A 16,355-nucleotide genomic window follows, 5' to 3' on the forward strand; every position below is an offset into this window, starting at 1 on the left:
TGACGAGGGGCTGCCTGGTCCGGGGGGACAGGCAGCCCCTCCCGGCGTTCCCGCGCAAGTACACCCGTACGAAAGCCGGTACGAAAGCCGGTTCGCGGCCGGTACGGAAACCGGTTCGCCAGGCCCGGACGACGGCAGGCGCACGCGCCCGTACGGCGACCACGGCCAAGGCCGCCTCGTCCACCCGGACCGGCCGGCCGCGGCATACCCTTCCCCCGCCGTCACTCTCCCCCAGCCAGGAACGCCCATGAGCAGACTCCGTACCCGCACCCGGCCCCCGCTGGCCCTGGCCATCCCCGCACTGCTCGCCGTCGCGTTCCTGCTGATGCCGCTCGTCGGCATCCTCGTCCGCACCCAGTGGAGCGAGCTCGGCACCCATCTCGGCAGCCCCGGCGTCGTCGAGGCACTGAAGCTCTCGCTCCTCGTGTCCCTGTGGGCCCTCGGCCTCTCCCTGCTCCTCGGCGTACCCCTCGCCTGGCTGCTGGCCCGCGTCCCGTTCAAGGGCAAGGCGCTGGTCCGCTCGCTCGTGCTGCTCCCGATGGTGCTGCCGCCGACCGTCGGCGGTGTGGCACTTCTCCTCGGCTTCGGCCGGCGCGGGCTGCTCGGGCCCTGGCTGGAGGACTCCTTCGGGATCACCCTGCCGTTCCACACGTCGGGTGCGGTCGTGGCGGCCACCTTCGTCGCCATGCCGTTCCTGGTCATCAGCCTGGAGGGCGCCCTCGGCGGCCTCAAGCAGAGCTACGAGGAGACCGCCGCCTCGCTCGGCGCCTCACCGGTCCGCGTGTTCTTCACGGTGACCCTGCCCATGGTGGCCCCCGGCCTGATCGCCGGAGCCGCGCTCACCTGGGCCCGCGCGCTGGGCGAGTTCGGCGCGACCATCACCTTCGCCGGGAACCTGCCCGGCACCACCCAGACCCTGCCGCTGCAGGTGTACCTGCTGCTGCAGGACCGGCCCGAGGCCGCCACCTCCGTCTCGCTGCTGCTCCTGGCGATCGCCATGGGCGTGCTGATCGCGCTGCGCGGCCGCTGGACGGGCACGCCGGTCGCCGCCCGCGAGGCCGCGGCCGCGGCGCCGCCGGTCCCGGACGAGGCGCCCGCCGCCGCACCCGACACCGTCCGCGACACCGGCTCCGGCTCCGAGAGCGCCGCACCGCCCGAGTCCGCGCCGCACGAGGCCGGCCACTGGCCGCTGCACGCCACCGTCACCGGCTTCAACCAGCTCACCCTCGCCGCCGAACCGGGCACCACCATCGCCGTCGTCGGCGAGAACGGCGCCGGCAAGACCACCCTGCTGCGGGCCCTGCTCGGCCTGACGCCCCGGGCCCACGCCGAACTCCGGCTCGGCGACGCCGACGTCACCGCGCTGCCCCCGCACAAGCGGCAGGTGGCCTGGGTCCCGCAGGACGGCGCGCTGTTCCCGCACCTGAGCGCCCTGGCGAACACCGCGTACGGGTTGCGCGCCCGCGGGGTGGCACGCGCCGACGCCCGCCGCGAGGCGCAGGCCTGGCTGGACCGGCTCGGCGTCGGACACCTCGCCCACCGCAAGCCGGCCCAGCTGTCGGGCGGCCAGGCCCAGCGGGTGGCCCTGGCCCGCGCGCTGGCCGCCCGCCCGCGGCTGCTGCTGCTCGACGAGCCGCTGGCGGCCCTCGACCAGACCACGCGGGCCCGCGTCCGGCACACCCTGCGCACGCACCTCGCCGGATTCGGCGGGGTCTGCCTGATCGTCACGCACGATCCCGTCGAGGCGGTGTCGCTGGCCGACCGGGTCCTCGTACTGGCCGACGGCCGCACCCTCCAGGACGCGCCGCCCGCCGAGGTGAGCCGGCACCCGCGCTCCCCGTGGGTGGCCCGCATGCTCGGGCGCAACGCCTGGCCGGGCATCGCGTCGGCGGACGGGCTGGCCCTCGCCGAGGGCGGACGGCTCGTCGTCGCGGAAGCACTGCCCGAGGGGGCGCAGGCGCTGGCGATCATCGCCCCGGAGGCGGTGTCGGTGCACCGGGAGCGCCCGGGCGGCAGCCCCCGCAACGTCTGGCCGGGCACCGTACGGGAGATCACCGCGGTCGGCAGCCGGCTGCGCGTGCTGATCGCCCCGGGCGGCGCGCCCGACCTGGTCGCGGAGATCACCCCGGAGGCGGCGTCCGAGCTGGGCATCGTCGACGGCGCGGAGGTGTGGACCAGCGTGAAGGCCACCGAGGTCACCCTCGTCCGCCTCTGACGGCCCTGCGGCTGCGGGACGGCGGGAATCGTTTGGGCCTGTCAGCGGGCTGACATGTCTTCAGCGGAGCCTGCGCCGTCGGCAGGCATCATCCGCATGTCACACGTTCCCGTGGTCGGGTCATGCGTGCGGGCTGCCGGGCGGGCAGAGGGTTCGACGGACGGCGCTGCGGAGCCAGTGGTGGGCTCGGTCGGCTGCATGGCGGGGGTGCCAGGCCATGCCGACGGTCACGGGCGGCATCGTCAGGGGGATGTCCAGGAGGTGCAGTCCGAGGGCGACGGCGTCGCCGGTGAGGGGCGAGGGCGCGGCGCCGGGGAGTGCGGCCGGTACGAGGCAGACGATGTCGCTTCGAGCGGCGAGGGTCATGGCGGCCAGGTGGCCGGGGAGGACGACGCTGACCCGCCGATGAAGGTTCAGCTCGGCCAGGGCCGTGTCGAGGGGGCCGGTGAACCGGCCGCGGCGGCTGACCGCGACGTGTCGGGCGGCGGCGAGCCGGGCCGGGGTCAGGGGGCCTCCGGTCAGCGGATGGCCGGGCCGGACGGCGGCCACCATGCGGAGGCTGACCAGTTCCTCGACGTTGGTTTCGGGGTCCACGTGGTCGATGGACCCGACCTCCAGGTCGATCCGGCCGTCGCGCAGGGCGGGACCTGCCTCCAACTCCTCGGCCCGGAGCCGGAACGAGACCCCCGGCGCCTCCTGCTCGGCCAGGCGCAGCAGTCCGGGGGCCAGTGCCGCGCCGACCAGGTCGGCGGTCTGGAGGGTGAAGGTGCTGCGCAGGGTGGCGGGGTCGACGCCGGTATCGGGGCCGAGCAGGGCTCCGAGGCGCTGCACCACGGCTGCGGCTTCCTCGCGCAGGGCCTGGGCGCGCGGGGTGGGGACCATGGTCTGCCCGGCCCGGACCAGCAGCGGATCCTGCAGGGTGCGGCGCAGGCGGGCGAGCGTGCGGCTCATGGCGGCGGGCGAGGTGTGCAGGCGGGCGGCGGCCCGGGTGACGCTGTTCTCGGCCAGCAGGGCGTCCAAGGCGATGGCGAGATTGGCGTCGAGGGCCGAATCCGGGCTGTTCACCAGCATCATTCCATTTCCGTCAATGATTGCGTGCCGAAGTTCCCATTGTGACAACACTGCGGCCCTCCGCAGGATGAGGCTCGTACCGATCCGGCGCGACCTGCGAGGTCTTCATGATTGTCATTACCGCTCCCACCGGGAACATCGGCCGTCCCCTGCTCTCCCGGCTCCTGGAGTCCGCCCCCGTGGGCGAGGAACTGCGCGTGATCGTCCGCGACCCCGGCCGGCTGCCGGACGCGGCGCGCGGACGCGTCGAGGTGGTCACCGGCTCACATGGAGACACCGGGGTTCTCGACCGGGCCTTCGAGGGTGCGGACGCCGTCTTCTGGCTCGTCCCCCCGGACGCCTCCCGGACCCCGCAGGATGCCTTCAGCGGCTTCACCCGCCCCGCCGCGAAGGCGTTCGCCGCCCACGGCGTCGGCCATGTCGTCGGAGTCTCCGCGCTCGGCCGCGGCACCCCGCTCGCCGACCGGGCCGGCCTCGTCACCGCCTCCCTCGCCATGGACGACCTCATCGCCGGCAGCGGTGTCGCCTACCGGGCCCTGGCCAACCCGTCCTTCTTCGAGAACCTCCTGGAGGAAGCCGACTCGATCCGCGACAGGGGCGTCTTCACCGACTCCGTCGACGCCGACCGCAAGGCCCCCCTCGTCGCCACCGCCGACATCGCGGCCGTCGCCGCCGGCCTGCTGCTGGACCGCTCGTGGACGGGCACCGGCAGCGTCCCGGTCCTCGGCCCGCGGGACGTGTCCCCCAACGACCTGGCCCGCATCATGACCGAACAGCTCGGCCGACCCGTCCGCTACGAACGCCGGCCGCTCGACGAGCTGCACACCGGCCTCGTCGGCCACGGCCTCAACGAGGCGTTCGTCCAAGGCCTCGTCGACATGAAGCGAGCCAAGGACCAGGGCTTGGACGCCGGCGTCGCCCGCACCCCGGACACCGCCTCCCCCACCGGCTTCGAGCAGTGGTGCACCCAGACCCTCAAGCCCGCCGTCCTCTCCTGAAGCCCGCCACCGGAGGCACCCTGATGCCCGCTACGGCCTCGAACCCGTCGCCACGATCGCCACCTGACACACCGCCACCCCGCCCGGCCGGTCCGGCGCCTTCTCAGTCCCCCGGCTCCGGTCCGGCGAGGGCGAACTCGCACCACACGCACTTCCCGCCGCCCCGGGGCTCCACGCCCCACTCGTCCGCGAGCCGGTCCACCAGCATCAGCCCGCGCCCCGACACGGCCCAGTCCCCCGCCTCCCGCCGTCTCGGCAGGGCGCTGCTGGCGTCCTCCACCTCGATGCGGATCCGGCCCTGCGCCGTGAGCCGCATGCTGACGTCGCCGCCGCCGTCGGTGTGGACCAGGGCGTTGGTCATCAGCTCGTCCGCCGCCAGTTCGATCTCGTCGGCCCTGTCCCGCGCTCCCCACGCGGCCACCGCCGCCCGGATCAGGTGCCTGGCCAGGCCCGGGGCCTCCGCGTCCCCCGGTTCCAGCCGCTGGCGCAGCGGACCGCCGCCGCGTGCGCCGGGCGTGCCGCGGCGGCGCAGGACGAGCAGGGCCATGTCGTCGCCCCCGCCGGAGTCCCCGACGAGGTCGCACAGCACGTCGGCGAGCTCCTCCACGTCCACCGGGCCGCTGTGGACCGCGGCCATGAGCTCCCGCATGCCGGTGTCGTGGTCCGCGCCGGGGCGTTCGATCAGACCGTCCGTGCACAGCACCAGGGTGTCCCCCGGGTGCAGCTCGAGGCTGGTGACGGGGTAGCCGGTGCCGGTGCCGGACTGTTCCCGGGGCGGCAGTCCGAGCGGCAGTCCGCCCGCCACCTGGATCCGGTGGCAGCTGCCGTCGCCGCGGCGCACGACCGGGTCGAGGTGGCCGGCGCGGACCATGCGGAGCATCCCGGTGGTGAGGTCCACCTCGGCGTACGTGCACGTGGCGAACCGTTCCGTCTCCAGTTCGCGCAGGAAGGTCGAGGCCCGCGCCATCGCCGCCGCCGGGGTGTGCCCCTCGACGACGTACGCGCGCATCACGATCCGCAGCTGTCCCATGACGGCGGCCGCGTCCGTGTCGTGCCCCTCGACGTCGCCGATCATCACCCCGACCCGGCCGTCGCCGAGCGGGATCACGTCGTACCAGTCGCCGCCGATGTCCCGCCCCATCCGGGCGGACCGGTAGCGTACGGCGATCCGCGCCCCCGGCACCTCCGGGATCCGGCGGGGCAGCATGGCCCTCTGGAGCCCTTCGGCCAGGTCGTGCTCCTGTTCGAAGAGCATGGCGCGCTGGAGGCCCTGCGCGACGCCGCTGCCGAGCGCCATCAGAAGGTTCCGCTCCTCGGCGGTGAACTCCCCGTCCCGCGTGTAGAGCAGCCCGAGCGCTCCGATGGGCCGCCCCTGGGCGATCAGCGGCAGGTAGACACCGCTGCGGACGGACAGCGGCTCGATGTACGGCCACAGCAGCGGGTAGCGGCTCTGGAACTCCTCGCGCGAGACGAGGAAGACCGGCTGCATGGTCCGTACGGCCTCGCTCATCGGGAACCGCGCGTCGATCCGCGTGTACTCGATCTCCGGTACGTACGAGCCGAGCTGCCCCTCCGCGACCAGGTGGATGCGGCCGCCGTCGACGATGCCCAGCATCACGCTGACCGCGCCGAGGTGCCCGAGGGCCTGGGGGTCCTTGAGGACGTCGGTCACGTCGTTGACGGTGCGGGCGTGGGCGAGGATGGCGGTGGTCCGCTCGACGACGCCCGTCATCCGGCGCCGTCCCTCGGCCTGCTCCCCGGCCGCCCCGGGCTCGCCCGGGTCGTGGGCGGCGTCGCGCAGGATCCCGATGACGCGGTACGGGCGGCCGTCCGGGTTCCGCACGATGTGGCCCTGGATGTGGGTCCAGGCCGGCGTTCCGTCACGGAGGCGGGTGCGCACGTAGGCCCCGTAGTGGCTCCGGCCGTCCTTGATCGCCTGCGCGACCCGCGCGTCGAGGCGGGCCGCCTCGGCGGGGGCCAGGCGCTGCCGCAGCCCCTCGGAGGTCCCGTCGTACTCGTCCGGGCGCAGGTCGAGGACCTCGAGGGCGGTGGGATCCAGGTGCATCCGCCCACTGTCGAGGTCCCAGTCGAATGTGCCCATGCGGTTGAGCGCGAGGCTCGTATCGGGCCGCGCGGGCCAGTCGACCTCGGGGTTCTTTCCCCTGCGGGCCATGCAGCCAGGGTCTCACTCTCCCCCGCCCGTGTCCCCGTGGGGCGGCTGGCCCCCGGAAGCGTGGCCCCGGCCACCGGCTCCGGCCTGCCGGAGGGCGCCGGCGCGGATACCGCCCCGGCCGGACCCGCACCCGCCCGGACGAAGCGGCGCCGGTCTGCCGGGCCTGGGGAAAACCATCTGGTCCAGGCCCTGTTGGCCGTCTAGCATGATCCGCTATGCCTACCAACGAACAGATCATCGAGCAGGCCCTCGACCGGATCACCGCAGGTTACGTCTTCCCCGAAAAGGCCGTCGTCATCGAGGCGGCGATCCGCAGCCGTCTCGCGGCAGGTGCGTACGGGGGCCTGGACGGGCCCGCCCTCTGCGAGACGGTGACGGCGCACCTCCAGGAGGTGTGCCCGGACAGACACCTGCGCCTGCTCTGGACCGAGGAGCCGCAGTCGCTGGAGCCGGTCGACGCGGACGGCGGGCAGGCCGCGTTCCTCAAGCTGCTGAGGGAGCACAACCAGGGCGTCCGCCGCGTCGAGCACCTCGAAGGCAACATCGGTCTCATCGAGCTCGGGCGCATCGCCACCGCCGTCGAGGGCGCGAGCGTGATCGGCGCGGCCATGCAGCTGGTGGCGGGCAGCTCCGCACTCGTGCTGGACCTGCGCGGCTGCCTCGGCGGGTCGCCGGAGGGGGCCGCGATGTGGTGCAGCTACTTCTTCGGCGACGACCAGGTGCACCTGAACGACATCTACGACCGGACCACCGACACGACCCGGCAGTACTGGACGGTCGCCCACCTGCCCGCGCCGCGCTACACGGACCGCCCGGTCTACGTGCTGACGAGCGAGATCACGTTCTCCGGGGGCGAGGACGTGGCGTACACGCTGCAGGCGCAGGGCCGGGCCGTCGTCGTCGGTGCGACGACACGGGGCGGCGCCCATCCCACGGCCCGCCACGCGGTCGCCGAGCACGTGCTCGTGACCGTGCCGGCGGCCCGGAGCATCAACACGGTCACCGGCACCAACTGGGAGGGAGTGGGGGTCGTTCCGGACCTTCAGGTCCCGGCGGACCAGGCGCTCGACACCGCGCTCAAGGCCGCACTGCGGCAGGTGGAGGCGGGGGCGAAGCCGGGCGGCGCGGGCCGCTGACGCCGGCTCCGCTCACCCGGGCCGGTCCGGGGTGCCCGCGTCATGGACCAACAGGGCGATCTGGACACGGTTGTTGAGGTCCAGCCGGGTCAGGATCCGTGACACGTGCGTCTTCACCGTGGGCAGCGCCAGGTGGAGTTCCCGCCCGATCTCCGCGTTGGACAGGCCCCGCCCGACCGCCAGGGCCACCTCCCGCTCGCGTTCGGCCAGCAGGTCCAGCCGGGCGCGGGCGGCGGCCGCCCGGTGGTCCTGGCCGGAGCCGCCCGCCACCCGGTCGATCAGGCGGCGCGTGACGGCCGGGGACAGCACCGGGTCCCCGGCGGCCACCGTCCGGATGGCCGTCACGATCTCCTGCGGCGGCGTGTCCTTGAGGAGGAACCCTGCCGCGCCGGCGCGCAGGGCCCGCAGGACGTGCGCGTCGGTGTGGAACGTGGTCAGGACGAGGACTTCCGGAGCCCCCGGCCGTGCCCGGAGCGCCTCGGTCGCGGCCAGCCCGTCGACACCGGGCATCCGGATGTCCATCAGCACCAGGTCGGGTCCGTGCACGGCGACCAGCCCGGGCACCTCCGCCCCGTCGACGGCCTCGGCGACCAGCTCGATGTCGGGGGCTCCGCCGAGCATCAGGCGCAGCCCGGCCCGGACGATCGCGTCGTCGTCGACCAGCAGTACCCGGATCACCCGCGGCTCCTCCCCCGTCTGCCTCGTCCTTCGGTCAGCTCTGCCAGGGTAGCCAGGCCTGTACCCGGAAGCCGCCGTCGGCGGGTACGGCCGTCAGCTCCCCGCCCGCCAGCCGGGCGCGTTCCCCCAGGCCGATCAGCCCCTGCCCGCCGCCCTCACCCGCCGTCTTGACGGCCGCCGCGGCCGGGGCCGGATCCGGCCCGGGCGGCCGGGCGTTGCGGACCTCCACCGTCAGCCCGTCCCCCGGGCCCCCGGTCACCCGCACGTCGACGGCCGCCCCGGGCGCGTGCTTGCGTACGTTGGTCAGCGCCTCCTGGACGATCCGGTACGCCGTACGCCCCACCAGGGGCGGGGCGGCCTCCCCGGGCGGCCCGGCCAGGTCGATCCGTCCGCCCGCGGCCCGCGCCTCCGCCACCAGCCGGGCCAGGTCCGCCAGTTCCGGCTGCGGCCGCTCCCCCTCCGCGGACGCCGACCCGGATCCCGCCCGCAGTACGCCGATCACCTCGCGCAGATCGTGCAGGGCCAGGCGGGCGCTCTCCCGCATCACCCCGGCGGCCCGTTCGATCTCGGCCCGCGGCGCACCGGAGTTGAACTCCAGGGCGCCCGCGTGCACGCTCAGCAGCGTCAGCCGGTGGCCGAGCACGTCGTGCATCTCGCGGGCGATCTCCTCCCGGGCCTCCATCCTCGCCCGCTCCGCGCGTGACTCCGCGTCCGCCTCGGCCAGTTCGGCACGCTCGCGCAGGGAGGCGATCAGCTGCTGACGGGACCGCCGGAACAGCCCCCAGCCGATGGCCCCGGCGATCAGGGCGAAGTACGTCAGCGCCGAACCCGCCCGCTCCTCGGCCATGTCCGGGATCTGCCACAGGAAGACCGGCAGCGGGGCGAAGGCCAGCGCCGCCACCCACGCCGTGGCCTTCCACGGCCGGCTCGCGGCCACCGTGAACACCGCCACCATCGTCGGGCCGGCGAGATAGTGCGCCTGGCTGCCGGCCAGGAGCAGGACCACGGCGAGCGGGACCGGCCGGCGCCGCCGCAGCAGGACCGCCGCGCACCCCAGCCCGCCGACCGCCTGGTCGGCGGCCCGCCACCCCGGACCGAGGTCCTCCGCGACCGGGATGGACTGCGAGCTGACCGCCGCGAAGCAGGCGGCGAAGAAGAAGAGCCCCAGGTCGACGGCCCAGTCCCGGCGGGTTCGGTGGGTGCGGCGCATATCCCCGGAATCTACGCGGGCGGGCCCGTGACGGGACCCGCCCGCCCCGGATCGGATACTTAAGTACGAGCCCTGAGCGCCCTGAGACCGATCCTGTGGCCCGCGCCCGGCTCCTAACGTCGGAGCATGACCTCCTCCACCCCGAAATCCCCGCCGGCCGCCGTCACGGGGCTGCTCTCCTTCGTCCTCGTCGTCGGCGGCGCGAGCGGTCTCCTGCACGAATGGCTCGGCTGGATCCACTTCCTGGGCTTCGTGCGTTTCCTCGCCCCCGACGGCTACGAGGTCTACAGCTACGTCGTCATGGTCGTCCTCGGCCTCGCGGTGGGCGCGGCGGGCGACGCACTGACCCGGCGCGGCCGCGCCTGATCCGGCGCGGCCGCTACGCCATCCGTGTCTTCGCCGGCCTGACCTGGGCGTACGTGGTACGCCCAGGTCAGGGCGGCCAGGGGAAAGGTCGTCGGACCTCGCAGTGCACCGCCTCCCCCCGTGGGGGAAGCGGTGCACCCAGGGCTGCCGCTGGAAGCCGGTACCGGCCCGCTAGGACTCGTTGACCTCCGGCTCCTCGTCGTCGGCCGGCGGCGGGACCGGGTTTCCGGGCTCCACCGGGTCTGCCGGATCATGCTCCTCGGTGAGCCTGTCCGCCGGCTTCTCTGTTTCTGTCTCGGGCTTCGTCTCGGGCTTCGTCTCGTCCGCCGCCGTCGTGCGCGTCTCCGGCTTCGGCTCCTTCTCGGTGGGCTTCACCCCCTGCAGCTCCTTCTCGGTGGGCTTCACCCCCTGCAGCTCCTTCTCGGTGGGCTTCACCCCCTGCAGCTCCTTCTCGGTGGGCTTCACCCCCTGCAGCTCCTTCTCGGTGGGCTTCACCCCCTGCAGCTCCTTCTCCGTGGGCTTCACCCCTTCCAGCTCCTTCTCGGTGGGCTTCACCCCTTCCAGCTCCTTCTCCGTGGGCTTCACCCCTTCCAGCTCCTTCTCCGTGGGCTTCACCCCCTCCGGCTCCTTCTCGGTGGGCTTCACCCCCTCCGGCTCCTTCTCCGTGGGCTTCACCCCCTCCGGCTCCTTCTCCGTGGGCTTCACCCCCTCCGGCTCCTTCTCGGTGGGCTTCACCCCCTCCGGCTCCTTCTCCGTGGGCTTCACCCCCTCCGGCTCCTTCTCCGTGGGCTTCGGCGACGTCTTCGTCCCGGTGGGCGTGGGCTTCGGGTGGGTGCCCGTCGGCCTCGGGTGCGTGCCCGTCGGCTTCGGCGGGACGAACGTCGGCGTGGGGACCACCGGCGGCGGCACCGGCCGGTCGGGCCTGCCGTGGTGGCTGCCCTTGTCGCGCTCGTACCAGCTCCGGCTGTGCTGGTCATAGATCACGATCTTGTGCACCACGGTCGGTGCCGGTGCGATGACCACCACCTTCTGCGGCTGGTACGAGGGCCACGTCTGCCCGAAGCGCTTCGGGGCGGCCTTGAGCGCCACCGGCGGGCCGAGCGGGTTTCCGCACGCGCAGCGCACCCGCGGCACTCCCCGGTCGTCCACCAGGACGGCCGTCCCGGCCTCCAGTACGGCCTGGTAGCTGGTGAGCTTGCCGTTCTGGTAGCCGTGGTTCGTCACCCGGGTGTCCATCCGCAGCTGCACCGAGGTGAGCGAGCGGAGGTACGAGGGGACGGACTGCGGCTGGATGCCGAGGGCCGAGGCGAAGGCGGCGTTCTTGGCGGGATCCGCGGACAGCGCCTTGATCTGCTTCTCCACGTCGCAGCTGGCGTTGTCCCTCGTGCCCCCGTACACGCCCGGCGCGGAGCCGCTGATGCTCTTGGTGCCCGTCGCGGTGCCCTCGGTGGCACTGGCCGGGGCGTTGGGGGTCTTGGGGCCCGTGGGAGACGCGGGGGGCTGCTCCGTCGGGCTCTCCGGCGGCGTCGCCGCGTCGGTCACGGTCGACTCGGTGAACGGGTCGGGACCGGAGGCGGCGGCCGGCTGGAGGAAAACCTCCCCACCGGCGTTGTCGGTACCGCTGGGCCGGGTGAGGACGACGGCCAGGGCCACGACGGCCACCACCGCGACGAGCGCCGTGGCGAGCCGCGGCACGGATCGCCACCACGGCCCCTTGTCGGGACCACCGGGCCCGCCGGGGGATCCCGAGGCGGGCGGAGCGGGCGGAGGAGGGGGCGGCGGCCCTTGCTGCCCGCCCGAGAGCGGGCCGGAAGGCGGCCCGCTGGGGCGCTCTGAGGAGGGCGGCCGGCCGGAGGGTTGCGTGGTCACGGGCTCTTCTTCCCAGTAGGAGGGAGTTCCCTGCGGACCATTGTGTGCGCCGTCCGGGTGGTGCCCGCAAGCCGAGGATGCCACGGTGGCATGGTGAGCCGGATACCGAGATCACCATCGTCCGGGGGCTCCGCGAGGGCATGGCGCGACGCCCTGGTCGCCGTCGTCGCGGGTTTCGCCGCGATGGCCGCGGTCGCCGCCGCAGGGCTCGCGTGCGCGGGCGCCGGCGATCTGCCCGGCGGTTCGTTCCCCCATGTGGTCGCCGCGGTCGTCGTGATGGCGGCCGGCGGTTCGCTGGAGGTGTCGGGCGAGGCCGGTGTCCTGGCCGGGGCGGAGGCGAGCCTGTCGGCGCTCCCGCTCTCGGTGAGCCTGGCCGGCGCCCTCACCGCGGGCTCGTGCTTCCTGCACCCCCTGCACAACCGTGCGGTGGCCCGGCCCCGCGAACTCGTCGGCCGCGCCCTCCCCTTGGTCGTTCTGTGGCTCCTCGCACTGACCGGGGCCGCGCTCCTCGCCCGGCAGTCCTTCGGCATCTCCACCGGCGACTCCCCGGTCGGGGTGATCGGTGAACTCCTGGACTCCGCACCCACGGTGGGGTTCCGGGCCGACCTGCCCGCCACGCTCCTCTTCGGACTGCTGTGGATCCTGGGCCTGTTGCTGATCGCCCTGCTGGTCTCGCGCCGCGCGCCGCTCCCGGCCGGGCTGGTCCGCTACCACGCGGCGCTGCGCCCGGCCGCCTTCGCCACGATGCTGCTGCTCCTGGCCTACGTCGCCCTCGGTGTCGTGGTCGGCCTGGTGGTGGCCGCCACCCAGGGCCATGCCGCCCGGACCTTCGCCGTGATCCTGCTCGCGCTGCCGAACCTCGCCTGGCTCGCGTTCACCCTGGGCTTCGGCGGCGCCTGGGAGGGCCGGGTCGAGGGCCCGTTCGGGCTGCCGATGCCTCAGCTCCTGGACGAGGTCCTGCGCGGCTCCGAGCTGTCCACGGTGGACGTGGCCTCGCTCGCGGAGCGCGACTCCCGGGCGTGGTGGCTGGTGGCCGTGGCCGCCGTCCTGCTGCTCGGCACCGGCGTGCTGGCGGCCGTACGGTCCCCCGTCCACGTCCGGCCCTGGCAGCACGCGCTCCACCTGGGCGTGGCCCTGGCCCTGGCGACCCTGATGGTCTGCCTGCTCGCGCGCGTGCAGGCACAGTTCGGCCTCTCCCTGCTGGGCATCGGCGAGGTGGACGGGCTCGGCGGCCAGGTCGTGCTGAATCCCGTTCTGTGGCGCACGGTCGGGCTCGCCCTGCTCTGGGGTGCGGTGGCGGGCTTCCTGGGCGCCCTTCTGGCCCGCCCCCTGCACCGCCGCGGCCGCGTCGAGGAACCCGCCGCGGCCGCGCCTCCGGCGCCCTGACGTCCGCCGCCCCGCCCGCGCCCCCTCAACCGGACAGCCCGGTCAGCCGGGATCGCGCTCAGTCGTGTCGGCTTCCGGATCGTGCGTGTCCACGATCCGGGTGGTGTCCGCGTCGGGTTCGGGCCGATCCGCCACCGCCCCGTCGGCCGGTGGCGGATTCCGAGGTACACCGGACCCGGCGCTCACCCGCGTCGGTGTCGGCGGCACGGATGGGGGCGGCGGTTGCGGCTGTTCGGGTGAAGCCCCCGGTGCCGCCACGACCGCGAAGGTCGTCAGGCGGCTCTCGTCGCCGTACAGCCACTTGCCCGCCGTCACGTCGTAGACCCACACCGACTCCCCGTCCACGACCACCCCCGCCCGCAGCCCCCGTACGGTCCGCCGGAAGGAATCGGCGTCCGTCCTCCCCGAGGCGAGCTCGTCCACGGCCCGCCGGTAACGCTCCAGGGCCTCGGCTGCGCGGGTGAGCAGCGGCCGGGCGTCCTCCGTACGGGCGAGCGGCCGGTCGGCCGTCGGCGGGGGTTGCGGCACCGACACCAGGAGCCGGCCGTCCACCCAGGCGGACCAGCCGTTGGCGCACAGCACCTCGCCCCAGTCGCCGCGCCGGGACAGCAGCTGTACCGGGAGGAAGCCGTCGAGCGGCACGGTGGGGCGGGACACGTCGGGGCTCTCCCAGGCGGGAAGACCCTCCTGGGGGACGACGTGGGTGGGCCGGAAGTCCTGGACCGGACCGGGGCTGGCCATGGGCGGCTACTTCCTCATGACCGCGGGCTCGGTGCGGCGCAGCATCCTGGCCACCAGCACGGTGAACAGCACGGACAGGGCGAGCAGCATCCCGATTTCGAGGATCCACAGGCTCGTCTTGTGATCGAACAGCGGGTCCTGGGTGATCTTGAGGGGCACGATCGCGCCGAGGTCGGTGGTGGTGCCCATCGCGCCCATGGCCCACCGGGCCGGCACGAACCAGGCCAGCTGTTCGAGGACGGGGACGCCGGAGAGTTTCAGCAGGGCGCCGCAGAAGGCGGACTGGACGATGGTGAGGAGGACCAGCAGCGGCATGGTGGCCTCCTCCTTGGTCACCAGCGCGGAAATCATCAGGCCGAGCAGCATCGAGGTGAACGACAGCAGGGCGACGGCAAGGATGATCTCGATCAGCGGCGGCAGGAAGATCCCCTTGCCGCCTGGGGCGTTGGTGTCGACCCCGGCGAGGCCGACCACGGTGAGGACCACGGCCTGGGCGACGGTGAGCACGCCGAGGACCACCACCTTGGACATCAGGTAGGCCGACCGGGACAGGCCGACGGCGCGCTCGCGCTGGTAGATGACGCGTTCCTTGACGAGTTCGCGCACCGCGTTGGCGGCGCCGGTCAGGACTCCGCCCAGGACCAGGATGAACAGCGCGTTCAGGCCCGTCTCGGCCGTGAGGGCGGTGCCGGCCAGCGCACGGGCCAGACCGCCCATGACGAACGGCAGCCCGATCATGATGGCCAGGAAGGTGCGGTCGGCGCCGAGCACGGCGGTGTACCGGCGGATCAGGGTGGAGAGCTGGGAGCCCCAGCTCTGGGCCTTGGGCGGCGGCTGCGGCACGGCGCCGGAAGTCCGTGCCGCCTCCCCGGCGGGCGGCGGCGGGGTCCTTCCGGTGGCGACGTCGACGTAGCGGCTCTGCAGCGGTGACGCCCGGTACTGCCCGGCCCAGTCGCGGTCCTGCTGGTTCTCGAACGCCTCGTAGGCCTCGGGCCACTGCTCGAAGCCGAAGAATCCGAGAGCCTCCTCCGGAGGGCCGAAGTAGGCGGTGCGTCCGCCGGGCGCCAGGATCAGGAGGCGGTCGCAGACGTCGAGGTTGAGCACGCTGTGGGTGACGACGATGACCGTGCGGCCGTCGTCCGCGAGGCCGCGCAGCATGTGCATCACCGAGCGGTCCATGCCGGGGTCGAGGCCGGAGGTGGGCTCGTCCAGGAAGAGCAGGGACGGTTTGGTGAGCAGCTCCAGTGCGACGGAGACGCGTTTGCGCTGGCCGCCGGAGAGGCTGTGGATGGGCTGGTCGGCACGCTGCTGGAGGCCGAGTTCGCCGATCACCTCCTCCACCCGGGCCTGGCGTTCGGCTTTGGCGGTGTCCTGCGGGAAGCGCAGTTCGGCGGCGTAGCCGAGGGCGCGCCGCACGGTGAGCTGGGAGTGCAGGATGTCGTCCTGGGGGACGAGCCCGATGCGGCGGCGCAGTTCGGCGTAGTCGCGGTAGAGGTCGCGTCCGTCGTAGAGGACGGTGCCCTGGTCGGCGGGGCGCAACCCGGTGAGCGCACCGAGGAGGGTGGACTTGCCGGCGCCGCTGGGGCCCACGACGGCGAGCAGGCACTTGGCGCCCACCGGGAAGGAGACCCGGTCGAGGAGGATCTTGCGGCCCTTGTCGACGGCGACGGTGAGGTCCTGGACGTCGAGCGAGACCTCGCCCGTGTCCACGAACTCCTGGAGCTGGTCGCCGACGAGGCAGAAGGCCGAGTGTCCGATGCCGACGATGTCGCCCTGGGCGAGGGGGGCGGCCCGGCGGTCGAGGCGGGCGCCGTTGAGGTAGGTGCCGTTGTGGCTGCCGAGGTCGGCGATCTCGTAGGTGCCGTCGGCGAGGGCACGGAGTTCGGCGTGCCGGCGGGAGACGGTGAGGTCGTCGATGACGAGGTCGTTCCCGGGGTCGCGGCCGATGGTCACGGCGGTGCGGGCGAGGAGCGGACGTACGGTCGTCGGCTGCTGGAAGGTACGGGACAGCGACGTGACCCGGGACGGCCGGACACCGGCGGCGGGGTCCGGCGCGGCGGAGGAGGGCGGTGGCGGAGGGGGAGCCGGAGGCGGCGGCGGACCGACGAGGACGGCGACCGGGCCGTCCTCCTCGTCGCCGAAGCGCAGCCGGCAGCCGGCGCCGACGCTCCGTTCGTGGACGCGCCGGCCGTCGGCCCAGGTCCCGTTGGTGCTGTGCTCGTCCTCCACCGTCCAGTGATCGCCGTCCGGGCGCAGGACCGCATGGTGCCAGGAGACGCGGGCGTCCTCCAGGCAGATCTCGCAGAGCGGGTCCCGGCCCACGTGGTAGGTCCGGCCCGGGCTCATCGCGAACGAGCCCGTGTCGGTCACCAGGACGAGCTCGGGTGCGGTCGGCACACCGGGGCGCTGGACCATGAGCAGATTTTCCCATGAACCCGCCCGCCCGGCAGCGGTCCGGCATCGCCGCAGGTCAGAGGCCTCTTATGGGTAATGACAACGGTCCCCGTTGCAG

The 16,355-nt window shown here is 73.9% G+C and carries 12 protein-coding genes; 5 read left to right on the forward strand and 7 right to left on the reverse strand.

Annotated features, from left to right (window positions below; all coding sequences use genetic code 11):
- Positions 1-247 precede the first annotated feature (247 nt).
- Positions 248-2,215: an ABC transporter permease gene (locus OG472_RS07130; RefSeq protein WP_405941155.1), complete on the forward strand. Its 1,968-nt coding sequence runs from the start codon at positions 248-250 to the stop codon at positions 2,213-2,215.
- Positions 2,216-2,335: 120 nt separating this feature from the next.
- Here OG472_RS07130 and OG472_RS07135 read toward each other — a convergent pair whose 3' ends face one another.
- Positions 2,336-3,289 (reverse strand): LysR family transcriptional regulator, encoded by a 954-nt coding sequence (locus OG472_RS07135; RefSeq protein WP_405941156.1) that lies wholly within the window; start codon positions 3,287-3,289, stop codon positions 2,336-2,338.
- A 104-nt stretch (positions 3,290-3,393) separates the two neighbouring features.
- On the opposite strand from OG472_RS07135, the gene OG472_RS07140 reads away from it, so the two are divergent.
- Entirely contained in the window at positions 3,394-4,284 is an 891-nt protein-coding gene (locus OG472_RS07140) for an NAD(P)H-binding protein (protein WP_405941157.1), read from the forward strand.
- Positions 4,285-4,387: 103 nt separating this feature from the next.
- Here OG472_RS07140 and OG472_RS07145 read toward each other — a convergent pair whose 3' ends face one another.
- The gene (locus OG472_RS07145) at positions 4,388-6,457 is read right to left on the reverse strand and encodes a SpoIIE family protein phosphatase (protein ID WP_401603795.1); all 2,070 of its coding nucleotides are present in this window, start codon (positions 6,455-6,457) and stop codon (positions 4,388-4,390) included.
- Between the two features lie 215 nt (positions 6,458-6,672).
- Here OG472_RS07145 and OG472_RS07150 point away from each other — a divergent pair, with 215 nt between their 5' ends.
- Complete coding sequence (locus tag OG472_RS07150) at positions 6,673-7,593, forward strand: S41 family peptidase (RefSeq protein ID WP_401603797.1); 921 nt, start codon at positions 6,673-6,675, stop codon at positions 7,591-7,593.
- 12 nt (positions 7,594-7,605) lie between these two features.
- On the opposite strand, the gene OG472_RS07155 is transcribed toward OG472_RS07150, so the two are convergent.
- Positions 7,606-8,271 carry a response regulator gene (locus OG472_RS07155; RefSeq protein ID WP_405828560.1) on the reverse strand — a complete coding sequence of 222 codons (666 nt, stop codon included), beginning with the start codon at positions 8,269-8,271 and terminating at the stop codon, positions 7,606-7,608.
- A gap of 34 nt (positions 8,272-8,305) precedes the next feature.
- Positions 8,306-9,481, reverse strand: a complete 1,176-nt coding sequence (locus tag OG472_RS07160) for a sensor histidine kinase (RefSeq protein WP_405941158.1) — start codon at positions 9,479-9,481, stop codon at positions 8,306-8,308.
- Positions 9,482-9,607: 126 nt separating this feature from the next.
- On the opposite strand from OG472_RS07160, the gene OG472_RS07165 reads away from it, so the two are divergent.
- Positions 9,608-9,847 (forward strand): hypothetical protein, encoded by a 240-nt coding sequence (locus OG472_RS07165; protein WP_401603804.1) that lies wholly within the window; start codon positions 9,608-9,610, stop codon positions 9,845-9,847.
- Between the two features lie 171 nt (positions 9,848-10,018).
- On the opposite strand, the gene OG472_RS07170 is transcribed toward OG472_RS07165, so the two are convergent.
- On the reverse strand, positions 10,019-11,542 hold the full coding sequence (locus OG472_RS07170) for a DUF6777 domain-containing protein (RefSeq protein WP_405941159.1): 1,524 nt from the start codon (positions 11,540-11,542) through the stop codon (positions 10,019-10,021).
- A gap of 264 nt (positions 11,543-11,806) precedes the next feature.
- On the opposite strand from OG472_RS07170, the gene OG472_RS07175 reads away from it, so the two are divergent.
- On the forward strand, positions 11,807-13,102 hold the full coding sequence (locus OG472_RS07175) for a streptophobe family protein (protein ID WP_405828567.1): 1,296 nt from the start codon (positions 11,807-11,809) through the stop codon (positions 13,100-13,102).
- A 42-nt stretch (positions 13,103-13,144) separates the two neighbouring features.
- On the opposite strand, the gene OG472_RS07180 is transcribed toward OG472_RS07175, so the two are convergent.
- Positions 13,145-13,843, reverse strand: coding sequence for a hypothetical protein (locus OG472_RS07180; RefSeq protein ID WP_401603812.1), 699 nt, complete (start codon positions 13,841-13,843; stop codon positions 13,145-13,147).
- A gap of 6 nt (positions 13,844-13,849) precedes the next feature.
- Positions 13,850-16,258, reverse strand: a complete 2,409-nt coding sequence (locus OG472_RS07185) for an FHA domain-containing protein (RefSeq protein ID WP_405941160.1) — start codon at positions 16,256-16,258, stop codon at positions 13,850-13,852.
- Between the last annotated feature and the right edge of the window lie 97 nt (positions 16,259-16,355).

The organism is Streptomyces sp. NBC_00207, from assembly GCF_045160965.1.
Taxonomy (GTDB): Bacteria; Actinomycetota; Actinomycetes; order Streptomycetales; family Streptomycetaceae; genus Streptomyces.

Bases quoted from the DNA above. Each gene is read 5' to 3' on its own strand.
- OG472_RS07130 (WP_405941155.1), top strand. From the start codon at position 248: ATGAGCAGACTCCGTACCCGCACCCGGCCCCCGCTGGCCCTGGCCATC.
- OG472_RS07135 (WP_405941156.1), bottom strand. From the start codon at position 3,289: ATGATGCTGGTGAACAGCCCGGATTCGGCCCTCGACGCCAATCTCGCC.
- OG472_RS07140 (WP_405941157.1), top strand. From the start codon at position 3,394: ATGATTGTCATTACCGCTCCCACCGGGAACATCGGCCGTCCCCTGCTC.
- OG472_RS07145 (WP_401603795.1), bottom strand. From the start codon at position 6,457: ATGGCCCGCAGGGGAAAGAACCCCGAGGTCGACTGGCCCGCGCGGCCC.
- OG472_RS07150 (WP_401603797.1), top strand. From the start codon at position 6,673: ATGCCTACCAACGAACAGATCATCGAGCAGGCCCTCGACCGGATCACC.
- OG472_RS07160 (WP_405941158.1), bottom strand. From the start codon at position 9,481: ATGCGCCGCACCCACCGAACCCGCCGGGACTGGGCCGTCGACCTGGGG.
- OG472_RS07165 (WP_401603804.1), top strand. From the start codon at position 9,608: ATGACCTCCTCCACCCCGAAATCCCCGCCGGCCGCCGTCACGGGGCTG.
- OG472_RS07175 (WP_405828567.1), top strand. From the start codon at position 11,807: ATGGTGAGCCGGATACCGAGATCACCATCGTCCGGGGGCTCCGCGAGG.
- OG472_RS07180 (WP_401603812.1), bottom strand. From the start codon at position 13,843: ATGGCCAGCCCCGGTCCGGTCCAGGACTTCCGGCCCACCCACGTCGTC.
- OG472_RS07185 (WP_405941160.1), bottom strand. From the start codon at position 16,258: ATGGTCCAGCGCCCCGGTGTGCCGACCGCACCCGAGCTCGTCCTGGTG.